Source organism: Streptomyces poriferorum (genome assembly GCF_019399235.1).
GTDB lineage: Bacteria > Actinomycetota > Actinomycetes > Streptomycetales > Streptomycetaceae > Streptomyces > Streptomyces poriferorum.
On the sequence record NZ_JAELVH010000134.1, the window covers coordinates 1 to 16,977 of the forward strand.

Consider the following 16,977-nt stretch of genomic DNA (forward strand, 5'->3'; position numbering starts at 1 on the left):
TGGGTCGGGGGCTTCTTGGGCTGCGTTCATGGGCGCGTGCCTCTCTGTTGAGGTGCGGGCGGTGGCAATGCCGCGCCGGGGCAGGGCGGTGCGCTTCCGCCCAGGAGTGTCGCTGGGTGGCCTGCTGAGTACTGAACGTAGCGATCGGGCGAGGTGTGCACAATCTCTCGGAGATAATTCTCCCCACAAGTGTGATTGTGGCGGTCTGATCGACCGATGCAGACTGTCTCGAACACGGGAGGTGTTGAACGGTGTCAAAGGCGCATGCGGGCTTGGGGAATCGCGTGTCTACCGTCCTTGCGCGGCAGTTGGGTGGTCAGCTGCTGGCCTTTCGAGAGGCTGCAGGTCTCAACCAGGCGCAGGCTGCGGATGCCCTCAGCGCCCAGGCGGCCAAGGTCGCCAAGATGGAGCGGGGCTGGGTGCCGTTCCGGGATCCTGACGTAGTTGCGCTATGCCGGCTGTACGAAGTCGAAGACCCTCAAGTGGTGCAGGGGCTTCTGCGGTTGGCCAAGCTCGATCGGGAGCGACGCAGGGCGAAGGGCTGGTGGGTCAGCTCGCTCACTGCGGGAAATCTGCGGGAGTACATTGCCATGGAGGACGTGGCTATCAAGGTACGTACGTGGCAACTTGCGCTGATCCCAGGCCTTTTCCAGACGCCCGAGTACATGAGGGCTCTGGCGGTCGCAGCCGTCTCTCCCGATGAGATCGACGAGGTCGAGCGCATCGTGGACGTGCGCGTGCGCCGTCAGCACCGTCTGGGTGGTTCGAGTCCGCTCCGAGTACACGCGGTGATCTGGGAGGCTGCGCTGCGTCAGATGATCGGCGGGCCTCAGGTCATGCGTCAGCAGCTGGAACATCTGCGCGAGCTGGCGGAACGGCCCACCATCGATGTTCAGGTCCTGCCCTTCAGGGCCGGGGTGCATTCCTGCGGTGGTGGGTCCTTCAATATTCTTACGTTCGCCGAGGAAGGCGCGACGGACGTCGTGCACATGGACGGTCTACGAACCACCAACTGGGTGGAGGGTGTGGAGGAGAGTGCGTCGTACACCGAACTATTCGCACGCACCTGCGCCATGAGCCTGTCGCCGTACGACTCAATGCGGTTTCTCGAAAGCGTCGCCAAAGGGATGAACGAATGACCAGTTTCCGCTTCACGAAGTCCAGCTACAGCGAGCCGAACGGCGAGTGCGTCGAGGTCGCGCGCAACATCCCCGGCGCCGTCGCCGTCCGCGACTCCAAGCGGGCCGATGGCCCCGTCCTCCTCCTCGCCCCCACCGCGTGGCACGCCTTCCAGGCCGGCCTGCGCAGGGCGTAGGGGCAGACCGGGGGGTATCCCCCTCTCGACCCACCAGCCCGCTGGATGTCCTCGCGACGGTCCGTCCGCGATCGTCGATCCCCTGACGCAGATCGCGTACGGGGAGAGGAACACTTTGCGACACGGGATTTCCAAGGCGGCAACCGCACTCGTGGCACTGGCCCTTGCCGGTGGGGCGATCGTTCCCGCCGCCGCGGCGCCACGGCCCGCCGTCGACGGCATCTGGCGGGTGAACGGCTACGGCACCGTCCTGTCGATCGCGCACGGGCGGCTTCAGGAGTACCAGACCACCGCGCTGGGCTGCATCAAGGGCGAGCCGGCGAAGCAGACGGCACCGGGCGTATACAGGTCCGGCGACGGGACGCTCCTCACCGTCCGGGTGTCCGGGACGCTACGGCTGTCGGGTTCGGCCGGGTACCGGGAACTGCGCCGGCTGGGCAGGCTCCCGGCGGCATGTGCGCAGCCCGCGGCCGAGGACGACCCGGTGGCGACGTTCGACGTCTTCTGGCAGTCCTTCGAGGAGAACTACCCGTTCTTCGCCGCCAAGGGCATCGACTGGCATGCCGTACGGGACACGTACCGGCCGAAGGTGCACGCCGACACGTCCAGGGACGAACTCTTCACCCTCTTCAGCGAGATGGTGAAGCCGCTGTACGACGCACACGTCACCGTCTTCGACGGCGAGCGGCGCTTCTCCCAGGTCCGTCCGGGTACGGCCGTGATCGGCAGTGATCTGGACACCAAGGTCAAGGACTACATCGTGCGGAGCGACCTCGACGGCGAGCCGCTGCGGGAGTTCGCGAACGGCCGGATCAGCTACGCGGATCTGCCCGGCGGGCAGGGCTATCTGCGGCTGTCCGGGTTCGCCGGTTACAGCAGCGAGGAAGGGCATGCGTACGCCGCGGAGCTGGCCGAGCTCGACAAGGCGCTGGACACCGTGTTCACCGCCGAGCGCACGGCCTCGCTCACCGGACTCGTCATCGACCTGCGGATCAACGGCGGCGGTGCGGACGCCCTCGGCCTGCACCTTGCCGGGCGCCTGACCGACTCCTCGTACACCGCCTACCGCAAGCGCACCCAGTACACCCGGCCGCAGCCCGTCCCCGTGAAGCCCGCACGCGGCGTCCCCCGCTACGGCGGTCCGGTGGCCGTGCTGACGGCCGCGACGACGTTCAGCGCGGGCGAGACGTTCACCCAGGCCCTCATCGACCGGCCCGGCCGGACCGTCCGCATCGGGGAGAACACGCAGGGCGTCTTCTCCGACACCCTGGACCGCACCCTGCCGGGCGGCATGACGGTCTGGCTGCCGAACGAGGAGTTCCTCACCCGCCGGGGAGGGACCTTCGACGGCGCGGGTATCCCGCCCCACATCCGTACACCGGTCTTCACCGAGGAGGAGTTCGCGACGGACCACGACTCGGCCTTCGACGCGGCGGTCGCCGTGCTTCGGGAGCAGAAGCCGGCGTGAGACGCCACGTGCCGGTCCGGTGTGTCGGGTTACGGGTCTGTCCCAGCGGGTGGCCGCGTCGAACGAGTGCGGAACCGTGGCGGGAGGTGGCCGCAGGGCAGGCCCGGCGGCGGGTTCCGGAGCGGCGCAGCCGGTGCGAAGGGGTGAGTCGCCGGCCTGTACGTGTAACAGGCATGTCTTAGGCGGTGGTTCGGCGGAACGGTGCGGCGGGCCCGCCGCTCATGGTGGTCAGTAACGCTCGCTCGTACCCGACCCGTACGGAGCGGCCGGTCCCGTTCACCGATGCTGAGGAAGAAATGATGCGCGCTCACAGGATCACCTTCGCCGCCCTGGTAGTCGCCGCCGGTCTCTCGCTCACCGCCTGCCAGAACGGTGACGACGGCGCGGCGGCGAGCGACCCGTCGCCCGCCTCCTCGGCCTCCGCCGCTTCCTCCGCGGGAGGAGGCTCGGGCTCGGGCGGTTCGGATCAGGACAGCGGCAAGGAATCCGGCACCGGCTCCGACGGCAAGGGCACGGCCGACCCCGCCGGTTCCGGCTCCGGTTCCGGGGACGGCACGGCTCCCAAGTGCACCACCGACGGGCTGGAGATCACCGCGCAGGACGGCTTCATCGACGGCGACCCCGATGGCAGCGTCGTGGTGGCGCTGACGAACGGCAGCGGCGCCGACTGTGTGATCTCCGGGTTCGCGGGCGTCGACCTGAAGACCAACGCGGGGGACATCTCCGCCACGCGCAAGGGTGAGCCCGGCGACCCGTACACCCTCAAGAACGGCAAGGAGATCGACTTCTACGTCAGCTACCCGCTCAATGAGACGGGTGGCTCCGGCGTCCGCATCACGGGGCTGGTGGTGACCCCGCCGAACGAGACGAAGTCGGTCACTCTCGCCTGGCCGGGCAACAGCTCGCTGCCGGTCACGGACGGCTCCGGCTCCTCGGTGCTGGTGGGCCCGATCGGCAGCGCGGGCCAGGGCGGCTGACCCGCACGCACCTGCGCGCCGGGCGGACCGGACGGAAGGAGGGGCCCCACGCGCTTTCCGCGGGGCCCCTCCTTCCGTCACTCCGGAGCGGGCTACTTCTTGAAGCCGTAGTCCATGAGCTTCTTCGCGTCCGCGGTGCGGGTCGCCTCCGAGGTGGAGGTCAGGACCGTGCCGATGACGGTCTTGCCGTTGCGGGTGGCGGCGAAGACCAGGCAGTACTTGGCCGTCGGGCCGGAGCCGGTCTTCACGCCGATCGCGCCGCTGTAGGTGCCCAGCAGCTTGTTGGTGTTGGTCCACGACATGTAGCGGTAGCCACCGCTCTTCGTGGTGACCTTCTGCTTCGTCGACTTCGTCTTCACGACTGCGCGGAACGCGGAGTACTTCATCGCGCTGCTCGCGAGCTTCGTCAGGTCGCGCGGGGTCGAGTAGTTGGACCCGTTGCTTATGCCGTCGAACGAGTCGAAGTGCGTGTTCTTCAGGCCGAGGGTCTTGGCCGTGGAGTTCATCTTGCCGATGAACGACTTCACCCGGGCCGCGCGTGTCGAGCCGGAGCCGAACTTGTCGGCGAGCGCGTAGGCGGCGTCGCAGCCGGACGGGAGCATCAGACCGTAGAGCAGCTGACGGACCGTGACCTTGTCGCCCACGATGAGGCGGGCCGAGGAGCCCCCCTTGGCGACGATGTAGTCGCTGTACGCCTTCTGGACCGTGACCTTGGAGTCCAGGTTGAGGCCCTTCTGGGCCAGCACCACCCGGGCGGTCATGATCTTCGTCGTGGACCCGGTGGAGCGACGGGTGTCCGCGGCTTTGGTGAACAGCGTCTTGCCGGTGCCGTTGTTCATCACGAAGCCGCCCTTGGCGACGATCGTCGGAACCGGCGGTGCGGCGGCCTGTGCGGTGGAGGCGAATGCGCCGCCCGCGATGACGGCACCTGCGGTGAGAGCCACCGTGGCGGTAGCCGAAACGCGCTTCATGCGCTGAATGCCGAGTTTCAAGTTGAATGCTCCAAATGCCCATGGAATGCGGCTGCATGGGGTGCCGCGCATGGGTGAGACGTGCAGGGGTGAGGAATGGTTGTGGCGTAGGCGGGGGGATTTTTCGCGATATCCGGGCGGCGTCACCGGCCGAGTCGGTCACCCCTAATGGCCGGCCCGATGGGCAGCGCCGGCCGGTGCGGCGGCTCGGGTGGTTCGGGCGTGGTCGGGAGGGCAATCCCCAGGTCGCGCCGCCGGTCAGCCCCCGGGGCCGCCCTGACGACAGCGCCACCTTGCGACGGGGGCAGGCAGGATGGGCCGGACCCCTCTTCCCTGGTGGGATGGGCGCCACCCTCGAAACCGGCGGCGAAGGGCCGCGGGCGAGGGCAGAAACGGGGTCCCTCATGCAGGTGTTACGAAGGAGCCGACGACGACTGGTCGTCCTGACCGGTGTCGCCGCACTCCTCCTCGCCGCATCGGGCGGCATGCCGGCCGTCGCGGACGCGCAGCACGCCGATCCGCTTCAGCGGCAGGTGGACGCGATCCATGACACCGGAGTGGTCGGGGTCTCCGCCGAGGTGACCGCACCGGGCACCCGCACACGGGCCGTCGCGCGGGCCGGGGTGGCCGAGAGGGGCACCGGGAGGCCGATGCCTCAGGGCGGCAGGTTCCGGATCGGCAGCGCCACCAAGACGTTCACCGCCACGGTCGTACTGCAACTCGTCGGCGAGGGACGCATGTCCCTGGAGGACACCGTCGAGCGGTGGCTGCCGGGAGTGGTCGCGGGCAGCGGCCTCGACGGCAGCCGGATCACCGTGCGGCAGCTGTTGCAGCACACCAGCGGAATCCCTGAGGTCCTGCCGGAGATCGCCGCGTTGAACAGTGCCGGCGGGTACCGGGCCGAGCGGTTCCGTACGTATGCCCCGGAGGAACTGGCGGGACTGGCGATGGCGCGCTCGGAGGATGCGCCGGCCGAGGCCGCGTGGTCGTACTCCAACACCAACTACATTCTCGCCGCGATGATCATCCGCGAGGTGACCGGCCGGAGCTGGGACCGGGAGGTGGAGGACCGGATCATCCGGCCGCTGGGCCTGAGCGGTACCAGCACGCCCGGCACCTCGCCCTTCATCCCCGGTCCCCACGCCCGCGCCTACTCCGCCTTCGGCACGGGCGCAGGCACCGGCATCGATGTCACGGCGCTCAACACGAGCATGGCCATCGGATCCGGCGCCGTGATCAGCACCACGCACGATCTGAGCCGGTTCTACGGCGCGCTGCTCGGCGGCCGCCTCCTGGAACCGGCGGAGCTGGCCGAGATGACGGCCACCGTGGCCGCGCCCGGGATGGGCGTCAGTTACGGACTCGGGCTGGGCGAGATCCCGTTGACCTGCGGCGGCACCTACTACGGGCACCCGGGCGAACTCCTCGGCTACCGCACCTGGGCGGGCATCACCCGGGACGGGTCCAGGACGGCCGTCGTGTACGCCACGAGCGAGGGCGGCCCGGACACACAGCAGGCCATGAGGACGCTCGTGGACCAGGAACTGTGCGGTGCCGCCCCCCTCAGGGAGGGGCGGGCCGGCTAAGGGAGGGGCGGGCCGGCTAAGGGGAGGTGGCGCTCCACGCCGCCTCGATCATTTCGAAGATCTCGTCCACAGCGGCCTGCGGATCGGGTGTCTCACGGGACAGCGCATACGCGTCGACCACGAACCTCGCGATCGTCCGGCAGGCCGTTGTGGTCCGTCCCAGGTCAGGATCGGCGGCGATGGCCGCCGCCAGTGTCTCCGCATGGCGCAGCCGCATCGATTCCTCGTACTCCCGCAGGGCGGGGGACCCGACGACCATGTCCCAGATCGGGGCGTTGCCGTCCGCCGTGCAGTGGCGCACCAGGGCGTGGATCTCATGGCGCAGCGCGGGCAGGAGCGGTTCGTGCGGGGCCCGGCCGGTGACCGCCTCGGTGAGGCGCTGCTCGAAGGCCGTGTCCTGCTCGAACACCAGGGCCTCTTTGGAGGCGAAGTGGGAGAAGAGCGTGGTGACGGCCACATCCGCCTCGGCGGCCACGTCACGGATGCCCACCGTGTCGTACCCGCGTTCCAGGAAGAGCCGCAGGGCGGTGTCGGCGATCTTCTGGCGGGTCGCGGCCTTCTTGCGCTCACGGCGTCCGGACTCAACGGTCATACGGTGACGCTAGCAGGTAGGAAATCCTCACCGTTCCAAAAAGCTAACCGTTAGTGTTACGTTCCTCCGCATGAAGAAAGTTAGCTTCGCCGAGTTCGGCGGTCCGGACGTTCTGCAACTCATCGATGCCGAGGAGCCCCACGCGGGCCCCGGCCGGATACGCGTTGCCGTGCGGGCGGCGGGCGTGAACCCCGTCGACTGGCGGGTCCGTGAAGGGCAGGTGCTGGGCGCCCATCCGACCGAGTTGCCCGCCGGTGTGGGGCTGGACGCCGCCGGGATCGTGGACGAGATCGGGGAGGGCGTGGACGGGGTCGAGGTCGGCGACCGGGTGTTCGGCGAAGGCTCCAGCACGTACGCCGAGTTCGCCGTCCTGTCCGCCTGGGCCCGGATGCCCGAGGGGCTGACGTTCGAGGAGGCGGCCGGGTACCCCTCCGTGGTGGAGACCGCGCTGCGCGTCATCCGCGAGGTCGGTGTCCTGCCCGGGCAGACGTTGCTGGTCAGCGGGGCGTCCGGCGGAGTCGGGTCAGCGGTGCTGCAGATCGCCCGTGACCGCGGCATCACGGTGATCGGCACGGGCGGTGCTTCGAACCAGGACTACCTGCGGGGCCTGGGCGCCCTCGCCACCACGTACGGCGAGGGCTGGACCGAGCGGGTGCGGCGGCTCGGCCGGGTCGACGCCGCTCTCGACCTGGCCGGTTCGGGAGTGATCCGTGAGCTCGTCGAGCTGACGGGGGATCCCCGGAGGGTCGTCTCCATCGCCGATCTCGGCGCGCCCGTGTCCGGTGTCCGCTTCTCCGGCGTGGCCGGGAGCGTGCCGGACGCGCTCGCCGAGGCCGCCCGTCTCATCGCGCGGGGGAAGCTCCGCATCCCCGTCGAGAAGTCGTACACGCTCGCCGAGGCCGCGGAGGCGCACATCGACAGCCAGGCGGGCCACACGCGCGGGCGCCGGGTCATGGTCGTCTGACCGGATCAGTGCGCCGACCATGTCTGCGGGGACCTCGCGCGCGTGCCGGCCTGCGGGTCCGGCACGCGAAGGTGCCCGGCGTATGCGGTGAACGCACGCCGGGCACCTGCGTCACGCCCGGCTGAGATACCTCGCGAGGCCGTAGTCCATGAGCTTCTTCGCGTCCGCCGTGCGGGTCGCCTCCGAGGTGGAGGTCAGGACCGCGCCGATGACGGTCTTGCCATGACGGGTCGCGGCGAAGACCAGGCAGTACTTGGCCGTCGGGCCGGAGCCGGTCTTCACGCCGATCGCACCGCTGTAGGTGCCCAGCAGCTTGTTGGTGTTGGTCCACGACATGTAGCGGGAACCGCCGGTATTCGTGGCGACCTTCTGCTTCGTCGACTTCGTCTTCACGACCGTGCGGAACGTGGAGTACTTCATCGCGCTGCTCGCGAGCTTCGTCAGGTCGCGCGGGGTCGAGTAGTTGGACCCGTTGTCTATGCCGTCGAACGAGTCGAAGTGCGTGTTCGTCATGCCGAGGGTCTTGGCCGTGGAGTTCATCTTGCCGATGAACGACTTCACCCGCGCCGCGCGCGTGGAGCCGGCGCCGAATTTGTCGGCGAGCGCGTACGCGGCGTCGCAGCCGGACGGCAGCATCAGACCGTAGAGCAGCTGACGGACCGTGACCTTGTCGCCCACGATGAGGCGGGCAGAGGATGCGCCCTTGGCGACGATGTAGTCGCTGTACGCCTTCTGGACCGTGACCTTGGAGTCCAGGTTGAGGCCCTTCTGGGCCAGCACCACCCGGGCGGTCATGATCTTCGTCGTGGACCCGGTGGAACGACGGGTGTCCGCGGCCTTGGTGAACAAGGTCTTCCCCGTGGCGTTGTTCATCACGAAGCCGCCCTTGGCGACGATCGTCGGAACCGGCGGCCCGGCGGCCTGTGCCGTCGAGGCGAATGCGCCGCCCGCGATGACGGCGCCTGTGGTGACTGCCACCGTGGCGGCTACGGAAACGCGCCTGACGCGTTGAATGCCGAATTTCAAGTTGACGCTCCAAAGGCCCCTGGAATGCGGCTACATGGGGGTGCCGCGCGCTGATGAGACCGATGGGGCGCGCAAATGGTTGTGGCGTGCGAGAGGGTGATTTTGTAGGACATCCGGTGGCCCGGATTCCGGATAGGGGGTCGGCATAGGCGGGGCAGGGGAGCCGCCGTCCGCATCGTGGAAGGGTTCACGCTTGCGTGCATGTTGTATCTATGCTGTGCGCATGCCTGCTCCAGCCGCGTCCCCCGTCCGCCCGCCCGCGAAGCGGCTCCCCGCCGCCGAGCGCGTCTACACCCACATCAAGGACGCGGTCCTGAACCGCCGCTACGAGGGCGGGACGCTCCTGACCGAGGGCGACCTCGCCGACGCCGTGGGGGTCTCCCGTACGCCCGTGCGTGAGGCGCTGCTGCGGCTGGAGGTCGAAGGGCTGATCAAGCTCTACCCGAAGAAGGGCGCCCTCGTGCTCGCCGTCTCCGCGCAGGAGATCGCCGACGTCGTGGAGACCCGGCTGCTCGTCGAGGAGTTCGCCGTACGCAAGGCGGTGCCCGCCTCGGCGAAGCTGATCGCCCGGCTGGAAGAGCTCCTTGAGGAGCAGCGGCAGTTGTCCGAGGCCGGGGACCTGGCCGCCGTCTCCGTGAAGGACCGCTGCTTCCACGCCGAGATCGTCCGCCACGCGGGCAACGAGATCCTGTCCCGCCTCTACGACCAGCTGCGCGACCGGCAGTTGCGGATGGGGGTCGCGGTCATGGAGTCCCACCCCGGCAGGATCGCCGCCAACATCACCGAGCACGGCGAGCTGCTGGAGGCGATCAGGGCCGGTGACGCGGACGGTGCCGCGCAGGTCGTGCGCCGCCATGTCAGCCGGGTCAAGGTGCTGGTCAGGGGTGAGGACCGGTGAGTTCCGCCGCCGCTCCCACCCTGTCCCTGCCCGGTGATCCGCCCGGCGGCCGGCGCGCCGCCCGGGTGTGGGGCATCGGTGTCGCCGTCTACTTCGTCGCGATCATCTTCCGTACCAGCCTGGGTGTCGCGGGACTCGACGCCGCCGAGCGCTTCGACGTCAACGCCTCGGCACTGTCCACCTTCTCCATCCTCCAGCTGCTCGTCTACGCGGGCATGCAGATACCCGTCGGCCTGATGGTCGACCGGCTCGGCACCAAGAAGGTGCTCGCCATCGGGGCCGTCCTGTTCACCCTCGGCCAGCTCGGCTTCGCGCTCTCCCCCTCGTACGGCAGTGCGCTGGCCTCCCGCGCCCTGCTGGGCTGCGGCGACGCGATGACGTTCATCAGCGTGCTGCGGCTGGGGGCCCGCTGGTTCCCGGCCCGGCGCGGCCCGCTGATCGGACAGGTCGCCGCCCTCTTCGGCATGGCGGGCAACCTCGTCTCCACGCTGGTCATCGCCCGGTCCCTGCACGGCCTCGGCTGGACCACCACCTTCGTCGGCAGCTCGCTGGCCGGAGTCGTGGTGCTGGTGCTGCTCCTGCTCTTCCTGAAGGACCACCCCGAGGGGTTCGAGCCGCCTCCCACCGAGCACGCCGGTGCGACGTACGTGCGCAAGCAGATCGCCGCCGCCTGGCGGGAGCCCGGCACCCGGCTCGGCATGTGGGTGCACTTCACGACGCAGTTCCCGGCCATGGTGTTCCTGTTGCTGTGGGGCATGCCGTTCCTGGTGGAGGACCAGGGGCTGAGCCGGGGGACCGCGGGGGAGCTGCTCACACTGGTGGTGCTCTCCAACATGGCCGTGGGCCTCGTCTACGGGCAGGTCATCGCCCGCCACCACGCGGCCCGGATCCCGCTCGCCCTGGGGACGGTCGGCATGACGGCCCTGCTGTGGGCGTCGGCCATCCTCCACCCCGGGGACCATGCGCCGATGTGGCTGCTGATCACCCTGTGCGTGGTGCTCGGCGCCTGCGGGCCCGCCTCGATGATCGGCTTCGACTTCGCCCGCCCGGCCAACCCGCCGGAGCGCCAGGGCACGGCGTCGGGCATCGTCAACATGGGCGGCTTCGTCGCCTCCATGACCACGTTGTTCGCCGTCGGTGTGCTGCTGGACGCGACCGGCGACAACTACCGCATCGCGTTCGCCTCGGTCTTCGTCCTGGAGGCGCTCGGCGTCGTACAGATCCTGCGGCTACGGCTGAGGGCCGCGCACCGGGAGCGCGAGCACCATGTGATCAGCCGCGTGGAGGCCGTGCACGTGCCCGCGTGACCGCCGCGCGTGCGCCCGCCCGTCCGCCGGGCTCGTTTCCCGCGTGACCGCCGCGCGTGCGCCCGCCCGTCCGCCGTGCTCGTGCCCGCCCCGTCCCGGAAACGGCGGTGCGCCCGTCCCCTCCGCGGGGCGGGCGCACCGGTGTGCCGTGGCTACGGGGTGACGGCGAAGTTCTGCAGGATCGCGGCGGCCAGGTCCTGATCGCCCTCGGCCTTGATCCGGTCCGCGACGACACCCGGCCGCACCCGCCCGCAGGCGAGGCGTACGTACGTCTCCCAGTCCATCGCCAGCGTCACCAGGGGACCGAGCGAGGGCGCGCCGTCCACCGAACCGCGGCCCTCCGCGTCGACCCTGATGGTGCGCAGGAACTCCACCGGGCCGTGGACATCCAGCACGACCGCCGAGTTGGGCGGTGCGCCCGCGTCCTTGGCCACGACCTTCGGCAGCGACAGAAGCAGCGTGTCCCGGACGACCGCGGAGCCGGGCGAATCCAGGTTGCCGGGCTTGCCCAGCGCCGTCCGCAGATCCTGCTCATGGATCCAGACGTCGAAGGCGCGCATCCGCAGCGCCAGTTCGAGGGTCTGCTCGGCACCGAGCGGCGCCCGCGTCATGGTCTCCGGGTCACGCGTCTCGTTGCGCAGCTGACGGGCCCGGCGGATGATCGTGTACTCCAGCTCGGAGGTCATCTCCGGTGCGGTGTGGTGGCGCCGGACGTCGACCTGCATCTCCATGTAGCGGGCGAATTCGCTCTGCACATGGAAGAGATCACGCGGAAGCGTGTGGATGGGACGCGGATCGCCGAGCTGCTCGCACTCCATGCCGATGATGTGCGAGACGATGTCGCGCACCGACCAGTTGGGGCATGGCGTACGGCCGTTCCACTCCCCCTCGGTGAGCGGGCTCACCAGCTCGGCTATCGACTCGATGGAGTGGGTCCAGGCGTCGGCGTAGGTCTGGAGGCTGGGATGGACGGTCACGGGACCCCTCGTGCGGTTCTGCGGTGCATGGGCTGGCGAGCTGGGTGCGGAAGGCGGGCTGCGAGCGGCGATGAGGTTCGGTGGCTAAGTTACGCTGCGAGCAGGCACCCCGGCAGTGCTTTCGTGTGACGATCGTAGGCCCGTGTTGACGGCTCGAATGCCAGGACGGTGGTAGTGTGCGCGCCTCCCTCATCCAGATCGCAGTAGACCCGGAAGAATCCGTGCAGTCCCGCAGGGAACGCGCGGCTTCACTCATCGCGGCCCAGCGGGGTGCGGACCTGGTGGTCCTGCCCGAGCTCTGGCCTGTCGGAGCCTTCGCCTACACGGAGTTCGAGGACGAGGCCGAACCGCTGCACGGCCCCACGCACGAGGCGATGGCCAAGGCCGCCGCCGATGCCGGGGTCTGGCTGCACGCGGGGTCCTTCGTCGAACGTGACGCCGACGGCACGCTCTACAACACCACGCTCGTCTTCACGCCCGAGGGCGAGCGGGCCGCGGCCTACCGCAAGATCCACCGCTTCGGCTTCGACCAGGGCGAGGCGGTCATGATGGGCGCCGGCGACGAGCTGGTGACCCTCGCCCTGCCGCAGACCACCATCGGCCTCGCCACCTGCTACGACCTGCGCTTCCCCGAGTTGTTCCGCGGGCTCGTCGACGCCGGCGCCGAGACCCTCGTCGTCGCGGCCGGCTGGCCGGAGCGCCGCCGCGCCCACTGGACGCTGCTGGCCCAGGCCCGGGCCGTGGAGAACCAGGCGTACGTCCTGGCCGTCGGCTGCGCCGGTACCCACGCCGGGGTTCCGCAGGCGGGGCACAGCATCGTCGTCGACCCGTGGGGCGAGGTGCTCGCCGAGGCGGGCGCGGACGAGGAGGTGCTGACGGTGGAGTTCGACCCGGCCAAGGTCGCCACCACCCGGGAGCAGTTCCCCGCGCTCAAGGACCGCCGGCTGGGACTGGCGCCGCCCGCACCACTGGGCTGACCGGGGGAGGTGCCTGTTTCACGTGAAACAGGCACCGTGCCTCTCGGCCCTCCCTCTCGGCCCTCCCTCTCGGCCCTCCCGCTCAGTCCTCGTGTTCCTTCTCCGCGAGCACGATCACGCACACGGCCACCGCGATCAGCAGGCCCGCGTCGGCGTCCTCGCGCACGATGTCGATCCCGTACGTGTCCCGCACGGTCAGCCAGCGGCGCGAGATCTGGGCCAGCAGCTCCCCGTCGTAGTCCACGGCGAACTCGCGGTCCAGGATCTTGCCGCTGACGTCGAGCTCGGTCCCGTCCACCAGCGTCACCCGGTAGTGGTTGCGCAGCAGCGACAGCCGCTTGCGCTTGACCTTCGCGAGCTGCTTGCCGTCCCGCTCGATGAGCATCGTGTCGCGCAGGCTGAGCAGCTTCTGCCGGATCTCGACGATGATCCTGCCCTGCGCGTCCTTCAGCTCGAAGGTGTCGCGCACCCGCATGGCCTTGCCGTCGACGAGGAAGACCTTGCGGCCGTCGGTGTCCTCGATCCAGTAGTCGTCGCCGATGCCGAACAGTCGCTCACGCACGAGAAGTCTCATGGCTCACAGGTTCCCCGAGCCCCCTGCGGAATGCGCGGACGCCACGTTGGGGTTGACTGTTCCTATGGCAACACGTGCGCGCGTCAGGGCCCCCGAACTGATCGGCAAGGGCGGCTGGCTCAATACAGGCGACCGGCAGTACACCCTCGCTGACCTGCGAGGGCGCATTGTGATCTTGGATTTCTGGACCTTCTGCTGTGTGAACTGTCTGCATGTCCTCGATGAGCTGCGCGAGCTGGAGGAGAAGCACCGCGACACCGTGGTGATCATCGGCGTGCACTCGCCGAAGTTCGTCCACGAGGCGGAGCACCAGGCCGTCGTCGACGCCGTCGAGCGGTACGAGGTCCACCACCCGGTACTGGACGACCCCGAGCTCGCCACCTGGAAGCAGTACGCCGTACGCGCCTGGCCGACGCTCGTCGTCGTGGACCCCGAGGGCTATGTCGTCGCCCAGCACGCGGGCGAGGGCCACGCCCACGCCATCGAGAAGCTGGTCGAGGAGCTGGAGGCCGAGCACGCGGCGAAGGGCACCCTGCGCCGCGGCGACGGACCCTATGTGGCACCCGAGCCGGTGGCCACGCACCTGCGGTTCCCCGGCAAGGCCCTGCTGCTCGCCGACGGCGGCTTCCTGGTCTCCGACACCACCCGCCACCGCCTGGTCGAGCTGGACGCGGACGGCGAGAGCATGCGGCGTCACTTCGGGTCGGGCGAGCGAGGCCTCGTGGACGGCGGGCCCGACGACGTCAGGTTCAGCGAGCCGCAGGGGCTGGCGCTGCTGCCCGACGGACGGATCGCCGTCGCCGACACGGTCAACCACGCGATCCGGGCCCTCGACCTCACCACCGGTGTCACGACCACCCTCGCGGGCACCGGCCGCCAGTGGTGGCAGGGCGCCCCCACCAGCGGCGCGGCCCGCGAGGTCGACCTCTCCTCGCCGTGGGACGTCGCCTGGTTCGACGGCCGGCTGTGGATCGCCATGGCGGGCGTTCACCAGCTGTGGACGTACGACCCCGAGGCCGGCACCGTCCGGGTCGCGGCCGGCACCACCAACGAAGGTCTGGTCGACGGACCGGGTGCGGAGGCCTGGTTCGCCCAGCCGTCCGGGCTCGCCGCGACCGGGGAACGGCTGTGGGTCGCCGACTCGGAGACGTCCTCCCTGCGCTATGTCGACCTCGATGGCGCCGTGCACACCGCCGTGGGTACCGGGCTCTTCGACTTCGGCCACCGCGACGGAGCCGCCGCACAGGCGCTGCTCCAGCACCCGCTCGGCGTCACCGCGCTGCCGGACGGGTCCGTCGCCGTCTGCGACACGTACAACCATGCCCTGCGCCGCTACGACCCGGCGAGCGACGAGGTCACCACGCTGGCCACGGACCTGCGCGAGCCCAGTGACGCCGTGCTGGTCGACGGCGACCTCGTGGTCGTCGAGTCCGCCCGGCACCGGCTGACCCGGCTGCGGCTGCCCGAGGAGGCGGTACGGGTCGCCGACCAGGCGCACCGCACCCAGCGCGCGGCGACCGCGATCACCCCGGGCACGCTCCGGCTTGACGTGGTCTTCCAGGCGCCCGCCGGCCAGAAGCTCGACACCCGCTACGGGCCGTCGACCCGGCTGCTGGTCTCCTCGACGCCGCCGGAGCTGCTGGCCGCGGGCGAAGGGGCGGGCACCGACCTATTCCGTGACCTGGTCCTCGCCGACGGCGTCACCGAGGGCGTCCTGCACGTCTCCGCGATGGCCGCGTCCTGCGACGACGACCCGGCGAACGAGTACCCGGCCTGCCACGTCCACCAGCAGGACTGGGGCGTCCCCGTCACCGTGACCGCCGAGGGCACCTCGCGGCTGCCGCTGGTGCTCGCGGGCATGGACGAGCAGGGCTGAGAGAGGGCCGGCGGGGTGATGGACGAGCAGGGCTGAGAGAGGGGCAGCCTCGTTGATGGACGAGCAGGGCTGAGAGCACGTCGGCCGGGACGGGCACGCGGGACCACCGCCGTCCGTCCCGGCGGTCCGGCCCTCGCCGTCGGCCGCAGCGGGCCTTCACCCGTCGTCCGTCCCGGCCTCCTTCAGCCGCTGTCCGTCCCGGCGGTCGTCACCCGTCGTCCGTCCCGGCCGTCGTCACCCGCCGTCGGCGAGCCGCCGGACCGCTTCCTCGTACCGCCGCACGTACTCCGGCCCCGCGGTGACCCGCAGCAGCGCCTCCAGGGCCCGTACCGCGCCCACGTCGTACCCGGCCCGCTCGGCCTCCGTGGCCGCCAGGTCCAGCAGCAGGACCCCCTCGTCCTCCGCGCCCAGGGCGAGCCGCGCCTCGCCGCTGACGGTCGTCAGGAGTACCCGGCGGGCCGCTTCCTCGTGCTCGGGTCCCAGCTCGAAGGCGGCGCGGGTGGAGTCCAGGGCGTCCTGCGGGCGTCCCGCGGTGAGCTGCATGCGTGCGAGGTGCTGGAGGGCGAGCATCTCGGTGTGCGCGTCGGGTTCCTTCCTGGCCAGCTCCAGCGCGCGGCCGCAGCCCTCCATCGCCACGTCGAGGCCGCCCTGTTCGGCCTGGACGATCGCCAGGTTGATCAGGGCCGTCGCCTCGCCGAGCCGGTCCCCGGCCTGCCGCGCGAGGCCGGGTGAAGGCTCGAGAAGGGCCACGGCCTCGCTGGTCCTGCCCTCCTCCGACAGCACCCAGCCCAGCAGATTGCGCACCCGGGACTCGGCGTACGGATCGCTCCGAGCGACCGCCGCGGCCAGGGCCAGCTCCAGCATCGGGGCCCAGCCGTCCCGCGCCCGCCACACCACGTGCGGCCACTGGAGCAGGATGATCCGCCAGGCCCGGTCCTCGAGCCCTGCGGTACGGGCGGCGGCAGCGGCCAGGGCGAGGTCCTCGCGCTCGGCCGCGAGCCAGTTCATCGCCGCGTCCCGGCCGGTGAAGTCCCTTACGGCGGCGGGCCGGTGGAAGCCGTCCGGCAGCACGAAGCAGGGCTCACCGCCGGGTTCGGCGGTGTCCGCGGCGGCCAGCGCGGTGGCGATGTAGTGGTCGAGCACGCCGAGGAGCGCGTCCGGCCCGGCCGCGGGATCGAGCCCGCGGGCGTAGAGCCGCACCAGATCGTGCAGTATCCAGCGCCCGGGCCCGGCCTCGGTGACCAGATGGGCGGCGGCGAGCCGTTCCAGGGCGGCCGCGGCGACGACCGGGTCGCTGCCGGCGAGCGCGGCGGCCGTGTACGGGTCGAAGTGGCTGCCCGGGTGGTGGCCGAGCCGGGTGAAGTGGCGGACGGCGTCCGGCGGCAGCTGCTGCACGGTCAGCCGCAGCGCGGCGGAGACCCCGGTGTCCTCCACGGCGAGATACGTCAGCCGGCTCCGCTCGTCGGCCA

Annotated in this window: 15 protein-coding genes and 1 pseudogene; 10 read left to right on the forward strand and 6 right to left on the reverse strand. The window is 70.5% G+C overall.

Annotated features, from left to right (window positions below; genetic code table 11):
- The first annotated feature begins 284 nt into the window (after nt 1-284).
- The 4 genes from JGS39_RS22580 (at nt 285) to JGS39_RS22595 (ending at nt 3,760) form a co-directional block, all read left to right on the forward strand.
- Nucleotides 285-1,139, forward strand: coding sequence for a DUF5753 domain-containing protein (locus tag JGS39_RS22580; protein WP_148019803.1), 855 nt, complete (start codon nt 285-287; stop codon nt 1,137-1,139).
- Nucleotides 1,136-1,315, forward strand: a complete 180-nt coding sequence (locus JGS39_RS22585) for a DUF397 domain-containing protein (RefSeq protein ID WP_148019804.1) — start codon at nt 1,136-1,138, stop codon at nt 1,313-1,315. Before JGS39_RS22580 ends, JGS39_RS22585 begins: the two co-directional genes overlap by 4 nt.
- Before the next feature lie 151 nt (nt 1,316-1,466).
- Nucleotides 1,467-2,783: a S41 family peptidase gene (locus tag JGS39_RS22590; RefSeq protein WP_308120608.1), complete on the forward strand. Its 1,317-nt coding sequence runs from the start codon at nt 1,467-1,469 to the stop codon at nt 2,781-2,783.
- Between the two features lie 299 nt (nt 2,784-3,082).
- On the forward strand, nt 3,083-3,760 hold the full coding sequence (locus tag JGS39_RS22595; protein WP_219571203.1) for a DUF4232 domain-containing protein: 678 nt from the start codon (nt 3,083-3,085) through the stop codon (nt 3,758-3,760).
- Between the two features lie 92 nt (nt 3,761-3,852).
- On the opposite strand, the gene JGS39_RS22600 is transcribed toward JGS39_RS22595, so the two are convergent.
- A complete protein-coding gene (locus JGS39_RS22600; RefSeq protein WP_371930591.1) occupies nt 3,853-4,731 on the reverse strand; it encodes a D-alanyl-D-alanine carboxypeptidase family protein in 879 nt (292 codons plus the stop codon).
- A 404-nt stretch (nt 4,732-5,135) separates the two neighbouring features.
- Between JGS39_RS22600 and JGS39_RS22605 the strand changes: the two genes are divergently transcribed.
- On the forward strand, nt 5,136-6,317 hold the full coding sequence (locus JGS39_RS22605) for a serine hydrolase domain-containing protein (protein WP_219571205.1): 1,182 nt from the start codon (nt 5,136-5,138) through the stop codon (nt 6,315-6,317).
- 16 nt (nt 6,318-6,333) lie between these two features.
- Here JGS39_RS22605 and JGS39_RS22610 read toward each other — a convergent pair whose 3' ends face one another.
- The gene (locus tag JGS39_RS22610; protein WP_219571206.1) at nt 6,334-6,909 is read right to left on the reverse strand and encodes a TetR/AcrR family transcriptional regulator; all 576 of its coding nucleotides are present in this window, start codon (nt 6,907-6,909) and stop codon (nt 6,334-6,336) included.
- Nucleotides 6,910-6,979: 70 nt separating this feature from the next.
- On the opposite strand from JGS39_RS22610, the gene JGS39_RS22615 reads away from it, so the two are divergent.
- A complete protein-coding gene (locus JGS39_RS22615) occupies nt 6,980-7,873 on the forward strand; it encodes an NADP-dependent oxidoreductase (RefSeq protein ID WP_219571207.1) in 894 nt (297 codons plus the stop codon).
- 111 nt (nt 7,874-7,984) lie between these two features.
- On the opposite strand, the gene JGS39_RS22620 is transcribed toward JGS39_RS22615, so the two are convergent.
- Entirely contained in the window at nt 7,985-8,899 is a 915-nt protein-coding gene (locus JGS39_RS22620) for a D-alanyl-D-alanine carboxypeptidase family protein (protein WP_219571208.1), read from the reverse strand.
- 223 nt (nt 8,900-9,122) lie between these two features.
- On the opposite strand from JGS39_RS22620, the gene JGS39_RS22625 reads away from it, so the two are divergent.
- Nucleotides 9,123-9,797, forward strand: coding sequence for a GntR family transcriptional regulator (locus JGS39_RS22625; RefSeq protein WP_219571209.1), 675 nt, complete (start codon nt 9,123-9,125; stop codon nt 9,795-9,797).
- A complete protein-coding gene (locus JGS39_RS22630) occupies nt 9,794-11,104 on the forward strand; it encodes an MFS transporter (protein WP_219571210.1) in 1,311 nt (436 codons plus the stop codon). The genes JGS39_RS22625 and JGS39_RS22630 overlap by 4 nt, the downstream gene beginning before the upstream one ends.
- 152 nt (nt 11,105-11,256) lie before the next feature.
- Here the strand turns inward: JGS39_RS22630 and JGS39_RS22635 are convergent, their stop codons facing one another.
- Nucleotides 11,257-12,081, reverse strand: a complete 825-nt coding sequence (locus JGS39_RS22635; protein WP_219571211.1) for a maleylpyruvate isomerase family mycothiol-dependent enzyme — start codon at nt 12,079-12,081, stop codon at nt 11,257-11,259.
- A 176-nt stretch (nt 12,082-12,257) separates the two neighbouring features.
- On the opposite strand from JGS39_RS22635, the gene JGS39_RS22640 reads away from it, so the two are divergent.
- Nucleotides 12,258-13,058 carry a carbon-nitrogen family hydrolase gene (locus JGS39_RS22640; protein ID WP_219571212.1) on the forward strand — a complete coding sequence of 267 codons (801 nt, stop codon included), beginning with the start codon at nt 12,258-12,260 and terminating at the stop codon, nt 13,056-13,058.
- An 82-nt stretch (nt 13,059-13,140) separates the two neighbouring features.
- Here JGS39_RS22640 and JGS39_RS22645 read toward each other — a convergent pair whose 3' ends face one another.
- On the reverse strand, nt 13,141-13,632 hold the full coding sequence (locus tag JGS39_RS22645; protein ID WP_219571213.1) for an LURP-one-related/scramblase family protein: 492 nt from the start codon (nt 13,630-13,632) through the stop codon (nt 13,141-13,143).
- 64 nt (nt 13,633-13,696) lie between these two features.
- Here JGS39_RS22645 and JGS39_RS22650 point away from each other — a divergent pair, with 64 nt between their 5' ends.
- Complete coding sequence (locus JGS39_RS22650) at nt 13,697-15,508, forward strand: NHL domain-containing thioredoxin family protein (RefSeq protein ID WP_219571214.1); 1,812 nt, start codon at nt 13,697-13,699, stop codon at nt 15,506-15,508.
- A gap of 234 nt (nt 15,509-15,742) precedes the next feature.
- On the opposite strand, the pseudogene JGS39_RS22655 reads toward JGS39_RS22650, so the two are convergent.
- A pseudogene (locus JGS39_RS22655) lies at nt 15,743-16,977 on the reverse strand (tetratricopeptide repeat protein); the annotation flags it as partial.